Here is a 23,758-nt window from a genome sequence, read left to right on the forward strand (position 1 = left end):
CGCACGATTGAATGTGATTAAAAAACTAACACGCACAAAAACGCCCAGCATGTCTGCGGGGCGTTGCTCCCAGGCTGGACTTATCATTAGTACAAATTGTCTTTCCGATAATTGAGCGCGTACGTTTTTCTTGTAAGTTACCTCCTTGCGGATTTCGGACAAATTTCACCTATTGATCTTGGTCCACATTGACATTTGCCGGGTCAAAGGCATTAATATCATTCAAACTGCGCCCAGGCTTGGTTTGGTGATATCTATTTGGTGGTTTTAGTTATCTTTGACGAATCGAATGGAGATTTGGTCTTGCGGCACTGAAACACAAGCACTTGTCATTTTTTATCCCTTCTTTTCAAGCACCAATACCACCTTATTAAAATCCGATGAGGCATTTATGATCTTTCTGAACTGGTCAAATTGGCTGAGCGGGTAAAATGTCTTACGGTACTCTTCCATAATATGTATCGAAAGAACGTTGCCTTTGATTTCGTAACTGGAAACAAAACCCATTGTCAGTTCGCCGTTTTCCTGAAAGGTTTGATCGATCTTCAGATCATCAGGATTAGTGATCTTATATCCGTCTGGTATTACAAAGTCGATCTTTCGTTCCTCAATTTGAGCGTATTCAATGTTCATGGGTTCCTGTCTTGGCTTTTCCTGGTACATTTCTACCTGGGGTCCTATTGCCATACCCATCTTTAAAAGCAGCTTGTTGCCTGCCTTTTCAACCAATTCGCTCGATTTTGTTTTGGTATGCAGTATCAAAGGCTGATTAGTGTTTGCTTTGTCAAACTCCGGGTTTAAAATCTCGGAGAAAAGAATATGATCGGTACTGGCATAAGATTTGGCCAGTTCCTTAATAATATTCGTTTTTTGCTCTTCGTTAGAATAGTTAAAGGCGTCCCTGAAGCTTGTTGCTGCATACCCGGTAAAGATCTGCCTGTCATCAATCGTTAACGAATCAAGTCCCGGACTAAGTTCCAATCGGGCTTCAATATTATCAGTGGTTTTGGCGTAATCTTCCAGTGTTACATTCTTTATTTCGGCAATAGCTGTCGAAAAATTACCCAATGTGGTGTGCTTACAAAATAACCCGTTGGTGCCTCCCCATGAAGGGAATATCCAGGGATAACGATAATCGGGTCTTGTAGGTGCTATGAATTTACCTTCAGCCGGGAAATAGAATAAAGGGTTATCACAATTATTCCAATTCTCAAATCCTTTGTCAATAATAAACTTATCCCTGTTTCCTGTTAAAACAAACTGAAAGTTAATACCCAGGTTTTGAAAAATAGCGCTGTATAAGCGAAGTGTACCTATAGTGCCGGCAACTTTATTCTGGATGACACCTGTCAGGTTATTTCCGTCTTCACTGGTTAGTTCTTCGTTGTAGGAGAATTTCTTTTTTACATAACTTTCAACCGCAGTTATTTTTGATACCTCATCGTCAAGTTTGTCCCAGCCATTTCCTGCGACCATATCCGCTATCTTTTTAGTATCCTTATCGGTATAATAAGTATAAACCCCAAATATCCGTTTGGCCATTTCATTCCAGGTAAACAGGCGTTCTCCTTTGCGGGTAACATCGTTATAGGAAAGCCTGAATTCTATCCGCCGGAGGTTCGTCTGGTAAGCGGCGTATTTTTCCTCGTCAGCACCGGCTGTTTCTTTAAAAGTGCACTGCGTTATACGTCTGCTACTAATCACGGTGTCAGTCGGTGTTACAGTGAAGTTATAAGGCTTTATTTCGAACCTCAAACGATCAGGTGTGATTACCTGGAACATAGTCTCCAATTCGGGCACATTTCCTTGTACCACTTCACGTCCGAAATAAGAAACCGGCCTTTTATAGGTATAGTAATATTCTATTTCACAGCCTTTTTCCAGGCCTTCCATGGCGAATATTTTATACACATTGCCGTCCTGCTCTTTAATATCTTTAATATTGCTTTTATCCAGTTCGACAATTTTACCGCCCGGTAGTATCGTACGGCCCTTAATTTCGACAATATCAGCGTTCTCTGTAATGCCAAGGTATATTTTGTTATAATACTCTATTCCCCGGTCGTCATTGATGTGGACGATCTTATGAAGCGTATAGTACTCGGCTATTTCATCTTTCGGTTCGTCAACAAATTCTACTTTTCTTTTATCAAACAATACGACTGCCGATTCTTTGCTGTACTTGTTGTCTAACTTGCTGACAACCGGTTTATCTGCCCATTTTTCAGGCTCAATACGGGGCGCCTGTGCATATAGATACGGCGCTGATGATAAAGCTACTGCAAGTAGCGATAAGGCTTGTTTTTTCATGCGGGGATTAAATTTTTGTGAGGCTTAGGGTTTCTTTATATAATGGGAACAAGTTTTCGAGCACTTTATTCCAGGCTTCAAACTGATCGCTGGCAAGCAGCAGGTTATCATTGTCAAATTCCTGGGTCAGCACGATCCATTCACCTTTCTGTTCGTATTTGAAATCAAATCCCCAAACTTTGTTATGAAAGGATTTACCCTGTGGCAGGTAGCTCAGTTTATAGCCCTTGGGGATTTTTAATAAGGTAACGTACTTTTTTGTGTATTTAAAACTGTATTCGATCGGTATCTTACGGCGGGGGTAATCTATTTCCTCATGTTCAAAAAACCTGAACAGGTTGAGGTTCAGATAATACTCATTCCCTATTTTCTTGGCATAATCAGGCAGGCTAAAACCGGCAGATATTGATATTTGATCGGTTGTAGGCGCCTTGTCGACATGGAAGGTATCAAGCTTAAACTTGTTGGAGCCACGTTCAAATTCGTCCTTCATATCCTCATTGATATTTCTACTATTCCAATACATAAGCTTGCCATACATATTCATGGATTGATAGCCGGTCAGGTCTTTTTTTACCTTGCCTTTTAAGCCATCCGGTGTCAGCTCCAACCAGGTGGTATCTACTTCAGTATTCTTGTTTTTTTCTATTATGGGGACTTTCAGGATCTTGTACTCCTTTTCGCTGATGCCGACCATTGCTTCTTTGTCCTGTATGGCTGATGGCGGCATTCCAAAAACACAGGTTGGGTCGGTACCATCCAGGAAGATAAACTTACCGTCGAGTTTAATAGCGCATATCATGTGGTTGCTTACCAATGGCAATGGCTCGCTGCTAAATTCGTAAGGAAGATCGCGTGTACCTATCCAGGTAAAATATGCCGGCACGCCTGCGGCGTTTAGCATTTCAGTTAATATACTGGCCATATCTTTACAATCTCCAAAACGCCTGCTGCATACCAGGCCTGCGTCGCGGGGCACAAAGCCTCCCATGCCGTCTTCAAAAGCTACATATTTGATATGATGCTGCACCCATGAATAAATGCTCCTGGCTTTGCTTTCCTGAGTGGTCAGGTTGGCGGTCAAAGTATCTACGATGTGTTTCAGCTCAGGGTTAATGGCAGTATTGATGGATTTAACAAAACTGTAATTGAGTTTGTACAGATCGTCCGCGTTAGACAGATAGGAAACAGTAGCCCCATTATCGTCCTTGTAATTTTCGATATAAAAAATAACGTGCGGCGAGTACCAGGCAAAGTTTGGCGCATCGGGATACCTTTTATCGGCAGGGCAATTTTTATACAGGAAGGTATAAATATTATTACGGTGTTTGCTCTCCACAGTAACCGCAATATTGCTGGTGTCAAGCCCCATCAACCTATATTTCAGGGAGATATCTTTTGAAACGGTTATTTTCAATTGGCTATTCACAACGGGCATATATCCAGTAAAATAATATGCCGATAGCAAATGTGGATCAGTATTGCGCCACGATACCTGCAGGTTACCCACAGCCCCTGGCTCCACGGCAGGGAAATTGAATGTCGTTTGTTTCACGTCATCATAAAAAACGAAGCTTTCCTTATCGGTGCTCGTTTTAAATTCATTCACTTTTAACTTTTTATCATCCGGCGTTCGGGTATAGGCCTCATAGGCTATCAGTTGCTGAAAACTACTGTGATAAAAGCTATATCCACCCATGTAGGCCGTCGCGCTGCCAAGCAGGTATTCTATTTGCTGTACTTCGTGACTTTCCACATAAGGTTTACCCTCTTTGAGGTCGATATTATACTCCAGGGTCCGGTTCAAAAGCACTGCTTTTTCATCAGGAAACTGTTTGCGTATAGATTCAAAAGTTTGTCCGTTTGCACTATTGCCAGTTAAGGATAAGCTGACGCATCCAAAAAGGAAAAAACAGGTTATTTTATTTCTCATTCTTCACGGCTGTTAGCGTACCGAAAAGGTACCACATTGTTTTAACCAGTTTGCCCCCGGCATCAAAATATTTAACCGGGCCCTGGTACGATCCATTGTCATACGGTTCTTCCTTTTTCAATGTTCCGTTTGGATTAAATTCCCTGCAAATACCGTCCACGTTATCGGCTGTATAAGGATAGTCAAACTTTAATTTCCCGTCCGGATAATATTCCTTATAACTACCCTCTGAAATACTGTATGCGGAAGTATCTACCGTCCAAACCTGGCCATTGGCATAATACATGATATCCATCCCGTTTTTTACTCCGCCGCTGTAAGCGCACTCCCTAGCAAGCTTTCCATTCGGGAAATGGGCATTTAGCCTATCATTTGCAGGTGAAATAGGTATAGGTATTACAAGCTGACCATCCTTGCCCGGATAAGTATATGCTTTGGCCTTACCTTCTTCAAAATTAACCTGGTAGGCCAATGTGCCGTCGGCGTTATTCTTGATATAGGTTCCGTCCAGTTGGTCATTTTTGTAGATAGATACCTGATCTTTAGTTCCTTCTGTAAAAAAACGCACCTGCGCACCATTCTTCTGATCATTTACATAGTTTGTCGTCGTGTGTAATTTTCCGTCCTCATCATAAAATTTCCATTCACCGGTTTTACTGCCTGCTTTATAAAGCCCAACAGTGTTCTTTGCTCCCCCATAATAAAAGCTGAGATAGGTGCTGTCCTGGATCCCTTTCTTATAAAAAGCGCTGGTTGACAGGCTACCGTCAAAAAAGTAGGTCTTATAAAATCCGTCAAATTCTCCCTTTACGTAATTGCATTCGGTCATTACCTTCATGTTTGGATGATAAAGGACAAATTTGCCGGTTGCCTTAGGAAACGAATCCACTATCAGTACTTTTCCGTCATTATCATACTGGGTCATCTTTTCCAGCCAGCCATTATAATATTTTTGTTCAAGATATTTTTGGCCATTGGCCCGGTATTCCTCCTTATAACCATTCAACTCACCATCCAGGTGATAAGTCTTGATCGATAGCCTGCCCTTTTCGTCGTAATAATCCCATTCACCCTGATCCTTTCCGTCTATTATCCAGCCTTCAAGCTCTATTTTCCCATTTGTATAATACTGTGTAGAGTACCCGTTTTCTTTGCCATCTGTATAACTTATCTCTGATTTCTTTTTGCCATTAAGGTAATAAGTGATCAACGGGCCATTCAATTCCCCTTTACTGTATTGAGCTATCTGGTTAATCTTTCCTGATGAATAAAATAGCGTATCGGGCCCGGTCAAATCTCCTTTACTATCAGAGCTGAATCGAGCTTTTTTTAGCCCGTCGGTATCATAAGATGTTACGTCGATCAGATTATTTTTCATCTCCGAGGCCGCTAGCTGTGCCCCTGTTTTATCAAAATATTTCGCCGACCTGATCACGCCATTATCATAAACATATTTAGAAAGCACCTTGCCATCCTTGTAAAAAAAGGTGGCATCGCCATTTATCTTTCCTTTTTTTACAGCATAAGTAGCCGATACCTGTCCGTTTTCAAAATACTCTTCGTGCAAGCCTTCCTCTGTGTCGTTTAGATAATTACGTTTTTCTTTCAATTTCCCGCTGTCGTAATAGTATTTCCATTCGCCATAGCCTTTGTCTTTCGTGTTCTGCCCGGTTACCGACAGGCTGCCCCCCTCATGATACGATTTGAAGCTCCCTTCGGCCTTGCCATTCACATTTTCCTGTATCTCTTTTATACTACCGCTTTTATAGTATTCTTTTGAGGTGCCCGTAAGCATATCCGCTACATAATTACCTACTGTATACAGATTTCCGTTTGAGTAATATTCCCTTGATTCGCCTTCCTTTTTGCCTTGCTTGTAGTTACCAGTTAATTTGATGTTTCCCCCATAATAGTAAGTAGTCGCCGGTCCTTCCAGTTTATCATCCACATAGGGTTCCTGGGAGGATATGTTACCGTTCTCAAAATAATGATCGACCTCGCCTTCCAGCTTGCCATTTTTGTGGCGCTCCTTCGACTTTAAATTCCCTGATGCATAATAAAACGTCCATTCCCCCTCCCTTTGACCCTGGGCATTATATTCACCCAGGCCCTTCATATCGCCTGCAGGATAATAGAATTCCCAATGGCCTGTCAGCGTTTTGCCGTTGTTGGTCAATACACCCTTACCCACCAGTTTACCGTTCTCAAAATAATATCTATCATCTATAAGATCTCTCTTTTTATAAGATAATTCGCGGGTTGCACGCAACAGATTAAAATAATCTCCCGCTTCATTAACGAAAACATCCAATGCTTTTTTATTCTTCTTAAGGTAATCCTGGATGATGGGAACCGTGGCGCTGGTGAAGATATGATTGATAAAAAGCTCAAACTTGCCTTCGGCAAATACCTTTTTATAGTAAGGAAAATAGTATTGGATGTAAAAATCATTATTACTGTCACTGTATTCCAGTTTTTCGAAGATGGCCTGTATCTGCCTTGATATCTGGTCGTCGAGCGCTATGATTGGTTTATAGCCTTTATCAAGGGCGATTTTTGAGAGCACAATGTCCTCTACCGCCTGGTAGTTGTCGTCAGGGTTAACTGTTCTTTTATTTTTATAGTCAAGTATCTCATCCGTACCCTTTGATATCTGGCTGAGTGCATTGATGGATTTTGACCAATATTTGCCTGACGGATTCACCAGCAGGTAACCAGTGAAACAAAGGTAAGCGGGGATGGTCTTTCCCTGTCTTAACGCGGCAAGGCCCAGCTGATAATGGGCGCTGTATAGATAAGGATTTATAAGCAAGGTCTTCTGGAACAAAGTCTCTGCTTCAGCATACCGTTTTAATGCCAGCTGCACCACGCCTTTATTAAAATAGAACAAGGCATAAGATGGGTATTTGGCTATAGCTGCATCAAAAACTATCAGGGCCTTTTCGGCCTGGCCATCCTCGTGCAGGGTATTACCATATACATTGTACAGATCGGGTACATAATCTCTTTGTTCATGCAATGAAAAGGCTTCTTCACAGTATTTTATAGCCTGTTTATACTGGCTGTCGGCTTCACAGGTCATAGCCCGTTCATAAAGCGACCTCACATAGCTGGTGTCATTGCGGCTTATTTTATTGTAGATCGACAAGGCTTTTTTGTATTGCCCGGAATCATGGACCATCGCTCCCCTTTTGAGCAGCTCGCCCGAATTAATAAGCTCGATCTTTTGTGCGCAAGAAATTTCAGGCAGCGTGATAGTTGCAAATATCAGTAATATAAGATATTTCATGTGGTCAGGTTTAAGGTCAGGGGTGAAATTAAAAAGTTTTTTAATAAAAGAAAAATGCAAACAAGTTTAATACGAATATTTTCTTGTGAGGTTAGGCGAATGGAATAATTAATTTAGTCCAAGCTCAGGTCGCATCCATTCTCGTTTTGCGGATACAACTATTCCAGAAATCATAAAATAAGCCATTAGATTTCCACATTCCCGTGAAGTCCCTTCTTTGGGAAATTGCGTTTTATATATTTGCCCGATCAGAACTACATGACGCAAGAGTCGAATATTCAAACCATCCAATCGAAAGCTAATCTTATAAAGATAGTAACTGCCTACATGCCATTGACCGAAAGTCGGCTGGTGATGAAGGGGAATTGCCCGTTCCATGCGGACAGCACCCATTCCTTTATGGTTTCCCCTGCTAAAAACATTTTTAAGTGCTTTGGTTGCGGCAAAGAAGGCGGGCCGGTCGAGTTTATTATGGCCATACAAAACAAAAAATTTGACGAAGCCGCCGAGATTGCGGCAATGACCATAGAACTTTAACCATGGCATTCCGCAAGGTCATTTTAATTAACGACATTAAGTAATGGCTGCGTAATGATTTTAAAAAAGTGCAGAAACATAGCGGGGCAAGCCTAGTTTTGTGATATGGAACTACTTCAATTGCCGGCGTCCGGATTTGCGTTTTTGAGCGAACTGAAAAACAACAATAACCGCGAATGGTTTGACCAGCATAAAAGTAATTGTTTACAGGAGATGGAATATGTCGGAAGCTTTGCCGAGGCTGTTATCGAAGCGTTGAACACCCACGACGTGATCGAAACAAAATCCGGTAAAAAGAGCCTTTGGCGGATCTACCGTGACACGCGTTTTTCCAAAGATAAAACACCTTATAAAACTCATTGGGGCGGCCATTTTACGCGGGCGGGGCATTCGCGCCGGGGCGGCTACTATTATCACCTGGAGCCGGGCAATAGCTATGTGCTGGGTGGCTTCAATGCGCCGAATGCACAGGACCTGAAACGCATCCGTGAGGATATCGCCTATGATGACCGGGCGCTGAGGGAAATATTGAACAGCGAGGCCTTTCGTGCCTCGTTCGGATCACTCAGGGGCGGGCAGCTAAAGACCAGTCCTAAGGGTTTTGACCCTGAACATCCGGCGAACGACCTGTTACGCTACAAGCAATTTTTGCTTATCCAACAGTTTTCGACCGATGAGGTGATGAGTAAAGGTTTCGTGCAGCAGGTGAGCCAGGCTTACAAAAACATGCGCCCGTTTTTTGATTACATGAGCGAGGTATTAACGGCTGACGTCAACGGACTTGCAATTTAACATGCCGAAATCAATTGAATGTAAAAAAATGAAACGAAATATCTAATCAGTAAAACCCTTTTTTAACTATACTGTTCCCCACCATATGGAAACCAAAAAAACTCCCACCTGGTTCATCACCGGTTGCTCTACCGGCTTCGGCCGTGAACTTGTCAAACTTATTTTGGAAAACGGCTGGAATGTCATTATTACGGCGCGTGACCCTGACAAGGTTAAGGACCTTGCCACCGGGTTCGAAAGCCAGTCACTCGTCCTTCCGCTGGATGTCACCAACAAAGAACAGATAGGCCACGCCGTTGCTGCCGCCACTGACAAATTTGGAGCCATCGACGTATTGGTTAATAACGCCGGTTACGGCTATTTCAGCAGCGTGGAAGAAGCAGAAGCAGAAAAGATCCGTGCACAATTTGAGACCAACTTTTTTGGGTTGGTCGATATGATACAGGCGGTGTTGCCAGGTATGCGGAAACGGCGTAGCGGCCATATTGTGAATTTCTCTTCCATTGGTGGTTTGCGCGCCTTTACGGCAACAGGTTATTATCATGCGACCAAGTTCGCGGTCGAAGCGATCTCCGAATCCCTGTCACAGGAAGTAGCGCCCCTGGGCATCAAAGTATTGATCGTCGAGCCTGGTCCTTTCAGAACCGATTGGGCGGGCCGATCTACCTCCCGCACAGAAACCAACCTGGAAGATTACAGGGAAACGGTTGGTAAGCGGATGGAAGCCAGCCTGCATGGCAGTGGAAAACAGCAAGGCGATCCAATCAGAGGCTGCAAGGCTATTATTGATGCGGTACAATCTGAAAAACCTTATTTACGCCTGCTCCTCGGTGAGCCTGCCTATAAACTGGCAATCGAAAAACTGGATGCCCTTAAGGACAACTTTGAAGGCTGGAAAGATTTGACACTCGGCGCAGATTTTCCTGAAAATGAACGATAGTCCGGACTTTGTTTTGACACCCTTTGTGGAAAAATGGAAGCTTAAAGATAAAAACAAACAGCTTAAATTGTAATCCCATATTACCATTTGTAGAAGTGCCCTATAAAATACCCAATGATCAGCGCCAGTAAGATCAGCGCCCACCGGATATATTGCCGGATTTGTAGTGTACTAACGGTTTTTTGAAGATCGGAAATTTGGGATTCGTTTTCCAGCTTTATATTTTGCAGTTTCATATTCTGCTGTTGCAGCTTAAACAGCGTGCCGCCGACTTCTGCAGGTTTTTGCTGCCCGGTCCGGTAGCGGCTGCTGAAGCCGCCCTCTTTCAGGAATTTTTCGCCCTTGGGTTTGAGCACTAGTTTTTCAGGCAGTTCATAATCGCCGTGCTTGCCGGCTTCTGCTACGAGGCCTTCCTGTGCCAGGATCTGAACCATAGCGAATGCTGTTGCCTCATCCTGGTCAAAGAGGTTCATCAACTGGATGCGGGTCAGGCTGTCCGGGATACCGAAGGCTTCCAGCATCGCGTCGAGCATTTCGCACTCATATTCATTCAGTTCCGTCATCAAAGCAAATCTCGCAATATTTTGTCATTTCCAGTTAAAAGTTTCCTTTACCTACCACAAAATAGCTTTATGCTGTTTATTTTTGCCCTACAAGGCAGCCAAACCTGGCTGCATGTGATAAGGTTTAGGTTTAGAGTCGCCGGCGGCGAGCGTTTTGGGGACTTTATATTTTCAGCCTTACACCACTTTGATCACGACCTTGCCGCGGGTATGATGCTTGCTGCTGAGTTCTTCGGCTTTGCGCGCGTCTTCCAGGCTTAACACGGCTGAGACTACGGGGCTGACAAAACCGTTATCGATCAGGCCGGCAATTTGTTCAAGGTCCGCCGTGTAGGACTGCGCAGTAAAGCCTTCGAGCTGGATATGCTTTTCTTTAGCCTGATCTTTGAATGCGGGCATAACGGTGGTGACGAGACGACCGCCGGGTTTGATCACCGCCAGCGAACGCTGCTGGGTCTCCCCGCCGATGAGATCAAATACCAGGTCTACATCCTGAACCATGTCTTCGAACCGTTCGTTATCATGATCTATAGCTTGGTTCGCGCCAATTTGTTTGATAAAATCCAGGTTATCCCCCGAAGCGGTACCAATTACATCGGCGCCCTTCCATTGCGCGAATTGAAGCGCGAAGGTACCTACGCCACCGGAGGCGCCATGGATCAATACTTTCTGCCCCTTTTCCAGCTTGCCAAATTTGAACAGGCCCTGCCAGGCGGTGAGCCCGGCCAGCGGCACGGCTGCGGTCTGGATATGATCGATGCTGCGGGGCTTTAGCGCGATCTCGCTGGCTTTGATGACCAGGTATTCGGCGAATGCGCCGTTTTGCTTGGGGAACGGGCGGCCATAAACCGCATCGCCGATGCTGAAATTACGAACTTGGTTACCTGCCTGCTCAATGACGCCCGAAACATCCCAGCCGATGGTCAGCGGGAACCTGGTCGGGAACTTTTCTTCTCTTTCACCGGCCACAATCTTCCGGTCCACCGGGTTGACGCTGCTAGCGTATACTTTGATCAGTACCTCGTCCGCCTTTGGTTGCGGCACCTCGATGTCTTCGAGCTGGAGGACATCCGGTCCGCCAAACTCATGTATCCTGATTGCTTTCATTGGTATTTTTTTAAAAAGGTTTTTTATAAGGCATCGGCTCCTGCTGAAGCCACTGCATGGTCCTGGTCTACCGAACCACCTGATACCCCGATCGCACCGACGATCTTATCGCTGCTATCTTTCAGTACCACCCCGCCGGGAAAAGTGATCAAACCACCATTGGAATGCTCGATGTTGTACAGGGGCCCGCCAGGCTGCGAAAGTTTACCGATCTCCCCCGAGTTCATATCAAAGAACCGGGCGGTCTTTGCCTTTTTGATAGCGATGTCGACTGAACCCAGCCAGGCATTGTCCATACGATGGAAGGAAACCAGGTTAGCGCCTTCGTCTACAATGGCAATATTCATCGGTACGCCGATTGACGCGGCTTTTTCTTTGGCAGCTGTTGACAGCTTTTCTGCTTGTTCTAATGTAACACTCATAATATGTCTTTAAAAAGAAAACGTCTTTTGGCCGCCTCGGTTTTTAAAATAAAAAATTGTCAAACAAGACGCTGTTCAAGCCGTTGCATCAATATGAAGACAGCACTGGAACAATTGCCGCCGCAAGAAACGGGTAGGCAGACGGATTTTACCCACGAGAAAAGATTTGATGATCTGAATGATGCGCACCGTGCCTTCCAGGCGGCAGCGGGAAGACTGCTTTCGGTCAGCAACTGGCATGAATATGCCGGTGCGGGCTCGGCAAAATTTACGCTTTGTAATAACCAGGGTGAGGAAGTGGACGTAATGGCCGAGGAAGGCTTTTTCTTTAGCATCGACTTGCCCGGCCCGGGTCCGGATGCAGGTGACGGTCTTGAATGGGTCATGATCGAAAGGTTGGTTTCGGAAGGCGGAGCGCGTACTGCGGAAGAATATGTACTGATGACCGTACGGCCGGTGCCTGACCCGCGTAAAGCGGATGCGGATATCGCGCATTTTTATACAGACGTTTCGACCAGCACCTTTATCGTGCGCCGTGATGGTTTAGTGCTGAGTGCGGGCGCACATGGGCGAAATGAAACGCCTAACAATGAGGACGTAGACCTCTATGATAAAATACGCAATACGGCCATCGCGCTCATGGCCAGAATCGGTCTATCCGGGGCGCAATGGCAAAAATTAGTAAATGGTGTAATTGAGTATAAAGAAACAAAAGATGGGAAAACAACATGATATCTTAGATCAATTTAAGAAAAACGGGGCAAATTTTCACCAAATACAAATGACTTGTCGTTGATCGACGTCTTTAGGCGTTATTTAGGGTATTTATTTTCCGATACAAAACTTCGAGAAAATATTATCCAGCAAATCATCTGTTGTTACTGTACCTGTGATCTCTCCGAGATAATGTAGTGCCTGTTTGATGTCCATCGCCAGGAAATCGGATGTTACCCGAGTATTGATACCTTCCAAAAGGCGAATTAATGCCGATTCAGTTTTTTGAAGCGCTTCCAGATGGCGTACATTAGTGACCAATGTTTCGTCGCTGGTCAATTCATGCTTAACAGCGGCATGATAGATTTTATTTTTAAGTTCATCGATATGCTGCTTTTGCTTTGCAGATATCACTATAGCGCTTTGGATATGCGGCAGTGATAATAATTGTTCTTCACTAAGCAAATCAGCCTTATTGGCAACTATCAGCATGGTAATGCCTGGTTTTTGCAGATTTTCAATATCAGTATTCAACTCTTCAATTGTAATCTCTGCGGCATCGAACACGTAAATTAGCAAAGCTGATTGGCTGATCTTTTCCATAGTACGCTGTACCCCTATCTGCTCAATGGTATCTGTCGCTTCACGTATTCCGGCTGTGTCTATCAATCTAAAGTTAATGCCGTTAATGTTCAATATCTCCTCTATCGTATCTCGTGTAGTACCAGGTATGTGGCTTACGATTGCGCGTTCTTCATTGAGCAACGCATTCAACAAAGTAGATTTACCGGCATTGGGCCGCCCGGCAATCACCGTATTTACCCCGTTTTTTATCACATTACCTAACTCAAATGATTGTATCAGCTGACCGACGATCTTTGTAATGTTATGAATCAATTGTTTCAATTGATCCCGATTTGCAAACTCTACATCTTCTTCTGAAAAATCCAATTCCAGTTCAACCAATGAGGCAAAATTGACTAGCTGCTCACGTAATGCCTGAAGCTGGGTGCTAAATCCTCCTCGCAATTGTTGCATAGCCACTTGCTGCGAAGCCTTTGAATTTGCAGCTATTAGGTCTGCCACAGCTTCAGCCTGCGAAAGGTCCAATTGGCCATTAAGAAACGCCCTTAAAGTAAACTCACCTGGTTTGGCGGAGCGTGCGCCATTTTTGATTAACAACTTTATAATAGATTCAATAATATAATTAGATCCATGGCAGGATATCTCTACTACATTTTCGCGGGTATAAGAACGCGGAGCGATAAATAAAGAAACTAACACCTCATCCAATACCAGCTCGCCATCAACTATCTGTCCGAAATGGATGGTATGTGACGCTTGTTGAGTCAAATCCTTGCCTTTAAAAACATCATTGGCAATATTAATCGCATCTGGGCCAGACAACCGTATCACACCGATAGCGCCAATTCCGTTTGGTGTTGCCAGGGCAACTATAGTTTCTTCGTTATTTATCATATTTTGAAGTGCAAAAGTCGCTATTTGTGAACTGATTTTTATTCAATCAGTGTAAAATATTAAACTGTAATTTTGGGGTAAATGGCTAATCCTGTTCCATACGAATTTGTATTTGATTATCTGCCCGGTGGTGTCATAGTCAAAAAGATGTTTGGTATGCATTACATTTATTGGCACAAAAAGATCATGCTGATACTTCGCAAACGCGATAATCTTCCTGAATTGAATGGTATTTGGGTGGCAACAAATAAAGAACATCATCAAAGTTTAAAAGAAAATATTTCAGAGTTTAGTCCATTCTTTATTGATGGCGACGAACGACACGGCAATTGGCTTTTGATACAGGCCGACGCAGAAAATCTTGAAGAAGCAGCAATTAAACTTTGTGAATTGATCTCGCATGGCGATCCCAGGATTGGAAGACTAACGGAAAAAGCTCCGTTCTGATCAATATTTCCTTACTTTCGCAGCAACTATGGTAACCTATTTTGAAGCTTCGCTGGAAACTGTTTCTGTTCATCACATTGGCAATCAGGCACAAAATGAAATGTACGCCTTATCTGAGCAGCCACTTACATTTAAGGATGAAGTGATCCCGCAATTGTTGATGCAATATTTTTTAAAACCTTTTGAAAAAGCCAACGAGGTGTACCACTTAATGCATACCAGTGGCGAACTTAACCTGAACGAGCTTCATCATTTTGCTACACAAATATTTGAGGATCCCAGTCGCTTTCATGAAATATCCGAACAAGTAGCAAAACACTTGTACAAAGTATCCAATCATCCCAATATAAAACCCGGCGAATTATATGTTGCTTATTTTAGAAAAGTACAAATAGAGGGCAATCCACTAGACGCTATAGGTATTTTTAAATCAGAAAATAAAGAAACTTATCTGAAGGTTTATCCTGAACAGGGCGGTTTTGGAGTGGATTACGAAGAGAATGCCATCAATATTAATAAGCTGGATAAGGGTGTACTCATTGTTAATATCGAAAAAGAAAACGGCTATAAGGTTGTTGTAATCGACCATACTAACCGTGGCCAGGACACAGCTGCTTATTGGAAAGACGAGTTTTTACAATTGAAGATCAGGAATGACAGTTTTAACCAGACTAATAATGCTCTTGGGATTTATAAAAACTTTGTCACCCAAAAATTGGATGACGAATTTGAACTGAGCAAAGCCGATAAAATTGACCTGTTGAACAAGTCGATGAAATACTTTAAGGAAAAAGAAACTTTTGATATGGATGAGTTTACCGGAGAAGTGATTGGAAATCCACAAGCTATTGAATCATTCAAAAACTTTAAAAGTCAATACGAACAGGAGTTTGAAATGCCCATTGCGGATACCTTTGAAATATCAGGCAACGCTGTAAAAAAGCAGCAGAGGGTTTACAAGAGTGTATTAAAGCTGGATAAGAACTTTCACATTTATATCCATGGCGACAAGGAGCTGATAGAAAAAGGCTTTGACGAGGGTAAATCGATGAATTATTATAAGGTATTTTTTAAAGAAGAAGCTTAGTTACTCACCGTTATAAGCCAATCGCATAAATTCAATTACTTCATCATTCACGTCTTCTTTACTAAGCATCCTGAAATGGTGATTGAACTGCATGTCTCCCGGCACCTGGGCGATCTTCTGAAAACATAGATTATCGGGATAAGGCTGTTTGAACGGGAATACTACATGAATAAAATTTTTACCTGGTTGGGTAATGTAAACTATTCTTTTGTTTGCATTGGCTACGCCTATCATTGTTTTAGCCGGATGCAAAGTAACAGGTCCTACTTTTTGCAGCTCGTTCACGAAATGGAGAAACAGCGTTAAGGCAACCTCAGGTTTTCCTTTAAAGAAATCTTCCAAGTCTCTGAAATCATGAATATTATAATCTCTCATCAAAAATCATTGAATTTATAACCCTAAAGTAAATATTTTATTAAAGATTTTTTTACTATTATTGACTCTTATTAACCTTATCATAAATGCGATTAATTTTTTTAAATGTCTTTTTGGCCTTATCTATTAATGTTTTTGGGCAAGATAGCAAATCAAGTGACACCTCTTTTAAGCTAACAGATCATATCAGAAATAATTTTATAAAAGAATCAACAAATAAGGGGAGACTGGATTATTGGACGTCAATAAAGGGCCACGAATTAGAAGGCGAAAAGATTGAATCGGATTATTATGTTTCTAAAGGTGATGCAGCTATTATTAAGTGGGCATACGATTTAACGACATCTGGTGTAAAAGATAAAACAGCTATTATCTCTTTATACGAAGAACTTAAGAGACGTAAGATTAGCAATAATGAATTATCTTACATTGATTATGGATACAATAAAGCATTGAGAAAACACTAAATGCATATCAACCAATGATGATTTAAAATTTTTCTTCTATCCCCAAGCCAAATAAGGCAAAATCATATTTAACCGGGTCAAGTGGGTCAAATTCACACAGGCGCCCGGTTAATTCCACAGCCGTCTGCCAATCGGTTTGCTTGCGGGTAATCAGCTTAAGCTTGCGGGCGACACGATCTACATGTAGGTCGCAAGGCATTATTAGGTCAGACGGCTTTAGCTTGTTCCAAATGCCAAAATCTACCCCACAATTATCTTTTCTCACCATCCAGCGCAGGAACATATTCAACCGTTTACAAGTTGATTTCTGCGATGGTGATGAAACATGTTTTTTTGTGCGATGCGGGTAATCGGGTAATGAAAAGAAATAGCTTCTAAAATAGTTCAGCGCTTGTTCCACCCCCTTCAGGGGGCCGGGGGGCATAAAAGCATCTTCTAAGGAATCATGCCGACTATAATGGTATCTGAAAAAAGAAATAAAATACAACGTATCGATATCATTAAAAGTCCGGTGCTTAAAATGCAATAGCCTTTTCAGGTCTGGTTCTTCATGATTGATAATGAAATCGTAAGGCGCACCATCCATCAAAGTAATCAGTTCTTTACATTTATTGATGATAGTAACCCGTTGACCCCATGCTAAAGTAGCCGCCCAAAAACCCATGATCTCAATGTCCTGCCTTCTTGTGAACAGATGCGGGATGGATACCGGATCGTTTTTTATAAAATCTGGTCGGTTGTACTGGGAAACTTTGGAATCGAGAAAAGCTTTGAGGTTTTCTATTTTCAATCCATCCATAAACATTTTGTAGAATACTAGTAGATCAAATCGGAACTGGAGTTTATCAATAACACCACCTCTTCAATTGTTGGAGCAATGGGAATACTTTCGGATTCATTTAAATTAGAATATAATTTATATATGCCATGTTGATTTCTTTTAAATCCTATATAATGACTGGCTAATAAAAAATCGCAAAATGGTATAAAATCCTTGTCCTGTAGATCGAAATATTCTTCCATTATTCTTTCCAAAGGCCAGAAATAGAACATATGCTCTTGCCAATCAAGGTCTTTAAAACCATTGATCACAGAATAAAATTCTTTAAAATCGGTGGGAAAGCTAAATTTTAATACTCTTTCAGTTTGTTCGATTAGTTCATTCGGGGCGGGTTCGTTGATTTTAACGCCTTCACGACTCCACTTTAAAACGACCTTATCGACCCAGCTTTCCATGTTAGGCTAATGCTTGTTTCAAATCATCGATTAGGTCATCAATATCCTCAACACCCACACTCAGTCGTAGCAGATTATCAACCACACCGGCCTTCTCACGTTCTTCTTTTGGTATGGAAGCATGTGTCATAGTTACCGGGTGATTTATAAGTGATTCTACACCACCTAATGACTCTGCCAAGGAAAACACTTTAAATGAAGATGCAACCTTAAAGGTTTCCTGAAGATCAGCTCCTTTTAGGGTAATGGATATCATTCCGCCAAAATCGCGCATTTGTTTTTTGGCAATAGCGTGATTAGGATGATCGGTAAATCCTGGCCAGTAGATTTTGTCTACCCGGGGGTGTGTCTTTAAAAACTCTGCTATTTTACGGCCATTTTCGCAATGCGCTTTCATACGCAGGTGCAATGTCTTAATACCGCGCAACACCAAAAAACTATCCATCGGACCGGGAGTAGCACCGCAGCTATTGTAGATGAACCAAAGCTTTTTATACAGGTCTTCATCGTTCATCATTAAAGCACCCATTACCACATCGCTGTGCCCACCAATATATTTGGTTACCGAATGCATTACGATATCAGCACCAAGATCAATAGGATTTTGCAGATAGGGTGAAGCAAAAGTATTATCAACTACCAAAGTTAAACCTTTAGCTTTAGTTATCTTAGCAATTTCCTCAATATCAATTATTTGCATTGTTGGATTGGTTGGTGTTTCAATCCAAACCAACTTAGTTTTATCATTCACATAATCATTAACGATCTCTGGTTTTGACAGATCAAGGAAATGGAACTTGATCCCATAATTTGCAAATATTTTGGTAAATATCCGGTACGAGCCGCCATAAAGATCATTTCCTGTGATCACTTCATCACCTGGCTTCAATAATTTCATTACCGCATCCGTAGCACCCATACCACTTGAAAAAGCCAAACCAAATTTGGCATTTTCTAATGCTGCCAAACAATCTTCCAGCGCTCTGCGTGTTGGGTTGGTGCCTCGAGAGTACTCATAACCTTTGTTATCTCCCGGCGACTTTTGCCAATATGTTGACGTCTGATATATCGGGGTCATAATCGCCCCCGTTGTTGGATCGGGCTCCTGCCCTGCGTGTATAGCTTTGGTTGCGAATTTCATTTTCTCGTAGTTCATGGTTCATAGATCATGGTTCATGGTTAACCGCTCATTACTATGAACTATTAACCATGAACTATATGCTGTGTCTAATAGGCACGTGCAAACAACACTCTTTGTATTGATGGCTTACCTGTCAGGATGCATTTACCTGCTTCCAATTTATTATTTAATGGTATGCAGCGTATGGTAGCTTTGGTTTCTTCTTTTATGCGTTGCTCTGTTTCCGGAGTTCCATCCCAGTGGGCTGATAAAAAGCCTGGTTCTTCGTCCAGCATACGTTTAAATTCTTCGTAAGTATCTACTTCCTTAGTATTTTCAGCTCTGAAGTTGAAAGCTTTTTGATAAATATTTTGTTGAATATCTTCAAGCAACTTTTCGATATGTGCTGCTAATCCTCCTTGAGTAACTGTTTCTTTTGTTTTTGTATCACGTCGTGCCAGTTCTACTGTACCATTTTGCATATCACGGCTGCCTATAGCTACGCGCAAAGGCACTCCTTTCAATTCATATTCTGCAAATTTTGCTCCCGGGCGATGCGTATCGCGGTTATCAAACTTTACGGATATATCTTTTGCTTTGAGCTCTTTTGTAAGTGCCTTTACATAAGCTGATATATTCGCCAACTCTTCATCGTGCTTATAGATCGGAACTACCACTACTTGTATAGGGGCCAGTTTTGGAGGTAATACAAGTCCTGCATCATCCGAGTGTGACATTATCAATGCACCGATCAGGCGAGTAGATACACCCCATGAAGTAGCCCAAACATAATCCAGCTTATTTTCTTTGTTGGTGAATTTCACATCAAAAGCTTTGGCAAAATTCTGTCCTAAGAAGTGTGATGTACCTGCCTGGAGCGCTTTACCATCCTGCATCAAAGCCTCGATGCAATAAGTGTCCAAAGCACCAGCAAAACGTTCGTTAGGCGTTTTACGCCCTCTGATAACAGGTAAGGCCAGCCAGTTTTCAGCAAATTCCGCATACACGTCCAGCATTTGTTCTGTTTCAGCAATAGCTTCTTCTGAAGTAGCGTGGGCGGTATGTCCCTCCTGCCATAAAAACTCGCTGGTTCGCAAAAACAAACGGGTACGCATTTCCCAACGGACTACATTAGCCCATTGGTTAACCAAAATAGGCAGGTCGCGGTAAGATTGTATCCAGCCTTTATAAGTATTCCAGATAATGGTTTCAGAAGTAGGGCGAACGATCAATTCTTCTTCAAGCTTAGCGTCTTCATCCACTACAATATTACCGTCAGCATCATTTTTAAGCCGATAATGGGTTACCACAGCACATTCTTTAGCAAAGCCCTCTACGTGGCTTGCTTCTTTTGAAAAGAATGATTTCGGGATAAATAAAGGGAAATAAGCATTGCTGTGACCGGTATCTTTAAACATTTTGTCCAATACAGCCTGCATTTTCTCCCAGATGGAATAACCATAGGGCTTAATGATCATACAACCTCTTACTGGCGAATATTCGGCCATATCAGCCTTAATTACCAGGTCGTTATACCATTGTGAATAGTCTTCCTCTTTACTAATGATCCCTTTGCTCATATTATAGTGTAGTAGTATTTAATGTGAATTTATAATAGCGCCAAATTTATAAATTTAAACGTTACCCTGAACTGTATTTCGCCATACAAAACTATCCCGTCGAAATAAGCATATTTGTACAATTTACTATGCTGCAACCTCAAATTAGATGTCAATTTAAATCAACCGTATGGCGACTGGAAATAGATGCCCTGAGCCAAATCATATTTGCCGAAGTAAGAGATCAGGCTGATAAAAAAGTCTACTTTGCAGCTATCAGTCTGGACACCGGAGAATTGCTTTTTGATAATTTACAAACAGAAGAAAGATGGCTCACCGGCATTGAGACAGCATATAACGGAGTTCTGTTATTGCACAATTATCAATCCGAAGCAGCCCCTGTACATAAAGGGTTGACAGCTATTGATGGCGGCACAGGGAAAGTGCTTTGGAACAATTTCACACATGCTTTTGACCACCTTTCGGTAAACGGACCTATAATTTATGATACAAGAATACAGCCGCGAAAATTATTCCTGGTGAATATTATAACCGGGGAAATAATAAGACCGTATAATTCATCAATGGATACGGAGATGGATAATGAAATAACTTTGCCTGAAGAAATTTCAATCGGCTCTTTGAAACATATTTCTTTATCGACGGAGCCTTTTGGAAATACAATTCATTATCTTGAGCACAATAATTTCAGAATTGTATCTTTGCACACGTTTACAGAAGGGACACTGCAACAACGCTTGTATATCATCAGTAATGCGGAGATAGTATATGAAGATTTGTTGAACAGTGATATACAAAAGTTGCAGCCCGAGGCGTTCCTATTACATAAAGATCAATTAATTTACCTCAAAGATAGATCACAATTGAAAGTTTTAAACTTGTAAATACTGTTTTTTAACCAAAATGAAATTTAGATTATTATTACTAACTATTTCTTTAACAGCTTTTTCTATATCTGCTTTTGCTCATTCGGTACCCGATTCAGTGGGTGTCGAAAATCAAAACGGTAAAAAAGTGATCCTGCACAAACTTGATCCAAAAGATAATTATTATTCGATAGGCAGACGCTACAATGTAAGTCCAAAAACAATCATTGATTTTAATAAAAATGCCAAAATGACTATTGGCACGATCATCAAAGTGCCAACTGATCGTCCTTTTAATCAACCTGAAAAAACTACGACAAAAACTGCACCTGTATACCAACAACCGGTAGTACAGCAACCAGTTGTTCAGCCACAACAACAACCAACTCAAACTGCTAATGATACTGATGGTGTACCAACACAATACAAAGTTTCTGCCGGCGAGACACTATATTCAATAGCAAAACGATTTAATACTACAGTTGAGGATATTACAAATCTGAATGGATTAGCATCGAATGCAATAAGCCCTGGACAGATATTGCTCATCAGGGCAAATGCGGCATCACCTGAACCTGAGCCGGCGACCCAACCAGTTCAACCACAAACAACACAACCCATAGTGGCTACGCGTGATTCAACAATGCCTGACAGCACCCATCATATGAATGCAAATCGTTTCGGTTTGTACGAAAGGGACGAAAAAGGAGTAGCCACCTGGATGGACGATGATGGCCTTGACCCTAATAAAATGCTGGTTCTGCATCGCACAGCCCCTATTGGTACTGTCATTAAGATCACCAATATCATGACCAACCGCACTACCTTTGCCAAGGTAGTAGGACGTTTTACGGATACAGAGCAAACCAAAGACGTTATTATTGTGATGACCAAAAATGTTGCACAAGCATTAGGCGCCCTTGATAAGCGTTTCCAGGTAAACCTGAGCTACGGTGCACCAAATGAACAATAATCTCTAAAAAATATTCTGGTGATATAAATAAACGGCTATTTTGAATGAGTAAGCACGATCATATCTTAAAGTGGGACAAACCTTTTATTATTGGCATTGCAGGCGGAAGCGGTTCGGGAAAGACCTTTTTCTTAAAGTGCTTCCTTGAACATTTTACGAATGAAGAAGTCTGCCTTGTATCACAGGATGATTATTACTTCCCGGTTGCTGATAGTATGACAGCAGAGGAAATTAAGCTTTATAATTTTGATGTTCCCGAAACAATTGATCGTGAACACTTCTATTCGGACATTACCAAACTTATCAATAAGGAAACCATTTTTAAAAAAGAATATACCTTCAACAATCCGTATGCTGTTCCAAAAATTCTTGAGATCAGACCGGCGCCAATATTAATGGTTGAAGGTTTATTTATTTTCCACTTTACAGAAATTGCTCGCCTGCTAGATCTTAGAATATTCATTGAGGCCGATGAGCATGTGGCTTTAAAGCGGCGCTTAAAACGCGACCTGGAAGAACGCGGCTATTCACATGATGATGTGATGTACAGATGGGAAAATCACGTTGTCCCCGCCTATAATGAATATCTGTTACCTTACAAAAATGTATGCGAACAAGTGATCGTCAATAACACACATGTTGCTGATGATATAATAAGCCTGACGGAAGAGATTTCTAAAGAATTGAGAGGGAAGGTTCTTTAATCACAAGGAATGCCAAACAAATCCAAATCGTCTACCCACACAACTTTTGCCGAATTTCCAGATATTCTAAAAACGCTCCTAGTTGGAAAAAGGCATTTTGATTCTTTATTTGTTCCAAACCATTTGAAATCATCAGAATAAGCAAAAAACAATTGTGAATTGTAGGCGAATTGTTTTGAAATAATACTGTCCTTATAATCCGTTGTTTTGTTCAATATGGCTTCATATTTTACTAGTCCTTTTTGAATGCCCTTACTGGTTGTAAAAATGAATTCGTGTAATTTTTTACTTGCAATTAACGGATAGCCGAAACGTAGAGTATCGATTTTTGAAAGTTTTAAAATCAATACAGTATTGCAATCAGTAGTGCCAAATAGCACATTTTCAACTGTAGCTCTCGTCATACCCTTTGTACAATATATATAAAATGTTCGAGACGTATCATTATTCAAAATTGTGTTGAATAAACCTTTTGAATAATGAATGACGTAATGACCTGAGCTATCTAATCTTATATCCTTTTCAGACTGGTTGGCACCATATGCAAATAACGAATCAAGTAACGGAGTATCCGGTCCTGCTTTTATCTCAAATCCTATTCCGGTTAAATTCTTAGAAAAATGATATACACCATAATATTCGCTTATCGATGTCCATTTCTTAACATCTTTTTGTTTTTTAAATGAAAAAGCAGTGTCAATTACCATGTCGTTTCTTTTAGGTTTCTGGATTGACCGTTTGTTCTCTTTGTTGTTCGAACACGAAAAAATGAAGACAATTATGATTGTGAATAAAGCTGGTCTCATTTTATTGAAAG

Annotated in this window: 23 protein-coding genes; 10 read left to right on the forward strand and 13 right to left on the reverse strand. The window is 41.6% G+C overall.

The annotated features are described in order from the left end of the window. Positions 1–336: 336 nt before the first annotated feature. Genes ACPPVU_RS16810 through ACPPVU_RS16820 form a run of 3 tightly spaced genes read right to left on the reverse strand, consistent with a single transcriptional unit; the run spans position 337 to position 7,532 of the window. On the reverse strand, positions 337–2,310 hold the full coding sequence (locus tag ACPPVU_RS16810) for a DUF3857 domain-containing protein (protein WP_426667686.1): 1,974 nt from the start codon (positions 2,308–2,310) through the stop codon (positions 337–339). Between the two features lie 7 nt (positions 2,311–2,317). Further along, the gene (locus ACPPVU_RS16815) at positions 2,318–4,243 is read right to left on the reverse strand and encodes a DUF3857 domain-containing protein (RefSeq protein WP_426667687.1); all 1,926 of its coding nucleotides are present in this window, start codon (positions 4,241–4,243) and stop codon (positions 2,318–2,320) included. Next, positions 4,233–7,532: a tetratricopeptide repeat protein gene (locus ACPPVU_RS16820; RefSeq protein WP_426667688.1), complete on the reverse strand. Its 3,300-nt coding sequence runs from the start codon at positions 7,530–7,532 to the stop codon at positions 4,233–4,235. The genes ACPPVU_RS16815 and ACPPVU_RS16820 overlap by 11 nt, the downstream gene beginning before the upstream one ends. A gap of 240 nt (positions 7,533–7,772) precedes the next feature. Between ACPPVU_RS16820 and ACPPVU_RS16825 the strand changes: the two genes are divergently transcribed. From ACPPVU_RS16825 to ACPPVU_RS16835, 3 genes are all read left to right on the forward strand, one after another. Continuing rightward, positions 7,773–8,069 (forward strand): CHC2 zinc finger domain-containing protein, encoded by a 297-nt coding sequence (locus tag ACPPVU_RS16825; RefSeq protein WP_426667689.1) that lies wholly within the window; start codon positions 7,773–7,775, stop codon positions 8,067–8,069. 120 nt (positions 8,070–8,189) lie between these two features. Beyond that, the gene (locus ACPPVU_RS16830; protein ID WP_426667690.1) at positions 8,190–8,861 is read left to right on the forward strand and encodes a DUF2461 domain-containing protein; all 672 of its coding nucleotides are present in this window, start codon (positions 8,190–8,192) and stop codon (positions 8,859–8,861) included. A gap of 85 nt (positions 8,862–8,946) precedes the next feature. Further along, complete coding sequence (locus ACPPVU_RS16835; RefSeq protein ID WP_426667691.1) at positions 8,947–9,801, forward strand: oxidoreductase; 855 nt, start codon at positions 8,947–8,949, stop codon at positions 9,799–9,801. An 80-nt stretch (positions 9,802–9,881) separates the two neighbouring features. On the opposite strand, the gene ACPPVU_RS16840 is transcribed toward ACPPVU_RS16835, so the two are convergent. From ACPPVU_RS16840 to ACPPVU_RS16850, 3 genes are all read right to left on the reverse strand, one after another. Continuing rightward, entirely contained in the window at positions 9,882–10,364 is a 483-nt protein-coding gene (locus ACPPVU_RS16840; protein WP_426667692.1) for a hypothetical protein, read from the reverse strand. A 177-nt stretch (positions 10,365–10,541) separates the two neighbouring features. Continuing rightward, positions 10,542–11,471 (reverse strand): NADP-dependent oxidoreductase, encoded by a 930-nt coding sequence (locus tag ACPPVU_RS16845; protein WP_426667693.1) that lies wholly within the window; start codon positions 11,469–11,471, stop codon positions 10,542–10,544. Positions 11,472–11,494: 23 nt separating this feature from the next. Continuing rightward, complete coding sequence (locus ACPPVU_RS16850) at positions 11,495–11,893, reverse strand: GlcG/HbpS family heme-binding protein (RefSeq protein WP_426667694.1); 399 nt, start codon at positions 11,891–11,893, stop codon at positions 11,495–11,497. Positions 11,894–11,986: 93 nt separating this feature from the next. Here ACPPVU_RS16850 and ACPPVU_RS16855 point away from each other — a divergent pair, with 93 nt between their 5' ends. Beyond that, a complete protein-coding gene (locus ACPPVU_RS16855) occupies positions 11,987–12,625 on the forward strand; it encodes a hypothetical protein (protein WP_426667695.1) in 639 nt (212 codons plus the stop codon). A gap of 93 nt (positions 12,626–12,718) precedes the next feature. Here the strand turns inward: ACPPVU_RS16855 and mnmE are convergent, their stop codons facing one another. Beyond that, positions 12,719–14,086: a tRNA uridine-5-carboxymethylaminomethyl(34) synthesis GTPase MnmE gene (gene mnmE / locus ACPPVU_RS16860; RefSeq protein WP_426667696.1), complete on the reverse strand. Its 1,368-nt coding sequence runs from the start codon at positions 14,084–14,086 to the stop codon at positions 12,719–12,721. A gap of 81 nt (positions 14,087–14,167) precedes the next feature. Between mnmE and ACPPVU_RS16865 the strand changes: the two genes are divergently transcribed. Further along, positions 14,168–14,533, forward strand: a complete 366-nt coding sequence (locus tag ACPPVU_RS16865) for a hypothetical protein (RefSeq protein WP_426667697.1) — start codon at positions 14,168–14,170, stop codon at positions 14,531–14,533. A 28-nt stretch (positions 14,534–14,561) separates the two neighbouring features. Further along, positions 14,562–15,620, forward strand: a complete 1,059-nt coding sequence (locus ACPPVU_RS16870) for a nucleoid-associated protein (protein WP_426667698.1) — start codon at positions 14,562–14,564, stop codon at positions 15,618–15,620. Here the strand turns inward: ACPPVU_RS16870 and ACPPVU_RS16875 are convergent, their stop codons facing one another. Then, positions 15,621–15,995 carry a DUF5655 domain-containing protein gene (locus ACPPVU_RS16875; RefSeq protein WP_426667699.1) on the reverse strand — a complete coding sequence of 125 codons (375 nt, stop codon included), beginning with the start codon at positions 15,993–15,995 and terminating at the stop codon, positions 15,621–15,623. 86 nt (positions 15,996–16,081) lie between these two features. On the opposite strand from ACPPVU_RS16875, the gene ACPPVU_RS16880 reads away from it, so the two are divergent. After that, on the forward strand, positions 16,082–16,462 hold the full coding sequence (locus ACPPVU_RS16880) for a hypothetical protein (protein ID WP_426667700.1): 381 nt from the start codon (positions 16,082–16,084) through the stop codon (positions 16,460–16,462). Between the two features lie 22 nt (positions 16,463–16,484). Here the strand turns inward: ACPPVU_RS16880 and ACPPVU_RS16885 are convergent, their stop codons facing one another. From ACPPVU_RS16885 to proS, 4 genes are all read right to left on the reverse strand, one after another. Next, positions 16,485–17,261, reverse strand: coding sequence for a TIGR02757 family protein (locus ACPPVU_RS16885; protein WP_426667701.1), 777 nt, complete (start codon positions 17,259–17,261; stop codon positions 16,485–16,487). A 17-nt stretch (positions 17,262–17,278) separates the two neighbouring features. Then, positions 17,279–17,698 carry an SMI1/KNR4 family protein gene (locus ACPPVU_RS16890; RefSeq protein ID WP_426667702.1) on the reverse strand — a complete coding sequence of 140 codons (420 nt, stop codon included), beginning with the start codon at positions 17,696–17,698 and terminating at the stop codon, positions 17,279–17,281. A 1-nt stretch (position 17,699) separates the two neighbouring features. Continuing rightward, entirely contained in the window at positions 17,700–18,839 is a 1,140-nt protein-coding gene (locus ACPPVU_RS16895) for a cystathionine gamma-synthase (protein ID WP_426672204.1), read from the reverse strand. 86 nt (positions 18,840–18,925) lie between these two features. After that, the gene (gene proS, locus ACPPVU_RS16900) at positions 18,926–20,398 is read right to left on the reverse strand and encodes a proline--tRNA ligase (RefSeq protein ID WP_426667703.1); all 1,473 of its coding nucleotides are present in this window, start codon (positions 20,396–20,398) and stop codon (positions 18,926–18,928) included. A 128-nt stretch (positions 20,399–20,526) separates the two neighbouring features. Between proS and ACPPVU_RS16905 the strand changes: the two genes are divergently transcribed. From ACPPVU_RS16905 to ACPPVU_RS16915, 3 genes are read left to right on the forward strand one after another with little or no spacing between them, the layout of a single operon-like run. Continuing rightward, positions 20,527–21,282 (forward strand): DUF4905 domain-containing protein, encoded by a 756-nt coding sequence (locus tag ACPPVU_RS16905; protein ID WP_426667704.1) that lies wholly within the window; start codon positions 20,527–20,529, stop codon positions 21,280–21,282. 19 nt (positions 21,283–21,301) lie between these two features. Continuing rightward, positions 21,302–22,237: a LysM peptidoglycan-binding domain-containing protein gene (locus tag ACPPVU_RS16910; protein WP_426667705.1), complete on the forward strand. Its 936-nt coding sequence runs from the start codon at positions 21,302–21,304 to the stop codon at positions 22,235–22,237. A 44-nt stretch (positions 22,238–22,281) separates the two neighbouring features. Next, complete coding sequence (locus ACPPVU_RS16915; protein ID WP_426667706.1) at positions 22,282–22,941, forward strand: uridine kinase family protein; 660 nt, start codon at positions 22,282–22,284, stop codon at positions 22,939–22,941. On the opposite strand, the gene ACPPVU_RS16920 is transcribed toward ACPPVU_RS16915, so the two are convergent. Continuing rightward, the gene (locus ACPPVU_RS16920; RefSeq protein WP_426667707.1) at positions 22,938–23,648 is read right to left on the reverse strand and encodes a hypothetical protein; all 711 of its coding nucleotides are present in this window, start codon (positions 23,646–23,648) and stop codon (positions 22,938–22,940) included. The two genes, ACPPVU_RS16915 and ACPPVU_RS16920, sit on opposite strands and share 4 nt — an antisense overlap. Positions 23,649–23,758 lie beyond the last annotated feature (110 nt).

The organism is Mucilaginibacter sp. McL0603, assembly GCF_049992945.1.
Classification (GTDB): domain Bacteria; phylum Bacteroidota; class Bacteroidia; order Sphingobacteriales; family Sphingobacteriaceae; genus Mucilaginibacter.

Bases quoted from the DNA above. Each gene is read 5' to 3' on its own strand.
- ACPPVU_RS16855 (WP_426667695.1), top strand. From the start codon at position 11,987: ATGAAGACAGCACTGGAACAATTGCCGCCGCAAGAAACGGGTAGGCAG.
- ACPPVU_RS16895 (WP_426672204.1), bottom strand. From the start codon at position 18,839: ATGAAATTCGCAACCAAAGCTATACACGCAGGGCAGGAGCCCGATCCA.
- ACPPVU_RS16880 (WP_426667700.1), top strand. From the start codon at position 16,082: ATGCGATTAATTTTTTTAAATGTCTTTTTGGCCTTATCTATTAATGTT.
- ACPPVU_RS16865 (WP_426667697.1), top strand. From the start codon at position 14,168: ATGGCTAATCCTGTTCCATACGAATTTGTATTTGATTATCTGCCCGGT.
- proS (WP_426667703.1), bottom strand. From the start codon at position 20,398: ATGAGCAAAGGGATCATTAGTAAAGAGGAAGACTATTCACAATGGTAT.
- ACPPVU_RS16835 (WP_426667691.1), top strand. From the start codon at position 8,947: ATGGAAACCAAAAAAACTCCCACCTGGTTCATCACCGGTTGCTCTACC.
- ACPPVU_RS16885 (WP_426667701.1), bottom strand. From the start codon at position 17,261: ATGGATGGATTGAAAATAGAAAACCTCAAAGCTTTTCTCGATTCCAAA.
- ACPPVU_RS16910 (WP_426667705.1), top strand. From the start codon at position 21,302: ATGAAATTTAGATTATTATTACTAACTATTTCTTTAACAGCTTTTTCT.
- ACPPVU_RS16915 (WP_426667706.1), top strand. From the start codon at position 22,282: ATGAGTAAGCACGATCATATCTTAAAGTGGGACAAACCTTTTATTATT.
- ACPPVU_RS16820 (WP_426667688.1), bottom strand. From the start codon at position 7,532: ATGAAATATCTTATATTACTGATATTTGCAACTATCACGCTGCCTGAA.
- ACPPVU_RS16920 (WP_426667707.1), bottom strand. From the start codon at position 23,648: ATGGTAATTGACACTGCTTTTTCATTTAAAAAACAAAAAGATGTTAAG.
- ACPPVU_RS16905 (WP_426667704.1), top strand. From the start codon at position 20,527: ATGCTGCAACCTCAAATTAGATGTCAATTTAAATCAACCGTATGGCGA.
- ACPPVU_RS16850 (WP_426667694.1), bottom strand. From the start codon at position 11,893: ATGAGTGTTACATTAGAACAAGCAGAAAAGCTGTCAACAGCTGCCAAA.
- ACPPVU_RS16870 (WP_426667698.1), top strand. From the start codon at position 14,562: ATGGTAACCTATTTTGAAGCTTCGCTGGAAACTGTTTCTGTTCATCAC.
- mnmE (WP_426667696.1), bottom strand. From the start codon at position 14,086: ATGATAAATAACGAAGAAACTATAGTTGCCCTGGCAACACCAAACGGA.
- ACPPVU_RS16875 (WP_426667699.1), bottom strand. From the start codon at position 15,995: ATGAGAGATTATAATATTCATGATTTCAGAGACTTGGAAGATTTCTTT.
- ACPPVU_RS16845 (WP_426667693.1), bottom strand. From the start codon at position 11,471: ATGAAAGCAATCAGGATACATGAGTTTGGCGGACCGGATGTCCTCCAG.
- ACPPVU_RS16840 (WP_426667692.1), bottom strand. From the start codon at position 10,364: ATGACGGAACTGAATGAATATGAGTGCGAAATGCTCGACGCGATGCTG.
- ACPPVU_RS16815 (WP_426667687.1), bottom strand. From the start codon at position 4,243: ATGAGAAATAAAATAACCTGTTTTTTCCTTTTTGGATGCGTCAGCTTA.
- ACPPVU_RS16810 (WP_426667686.1), bottom strand. From the start codon at position 2,310: ATGAAAAAACAAGCCTTATCGCTACTTGCAGTAGCTTTATCATCAGCG.
- ACPPVU_RS16890 (WP_426667702.1), bottom strand. From the start codon at position 17,698: ATGGAAAGCTGGGTCGATAAGGTCGTTTTAAAGTGGAGTCGTGAAGGC.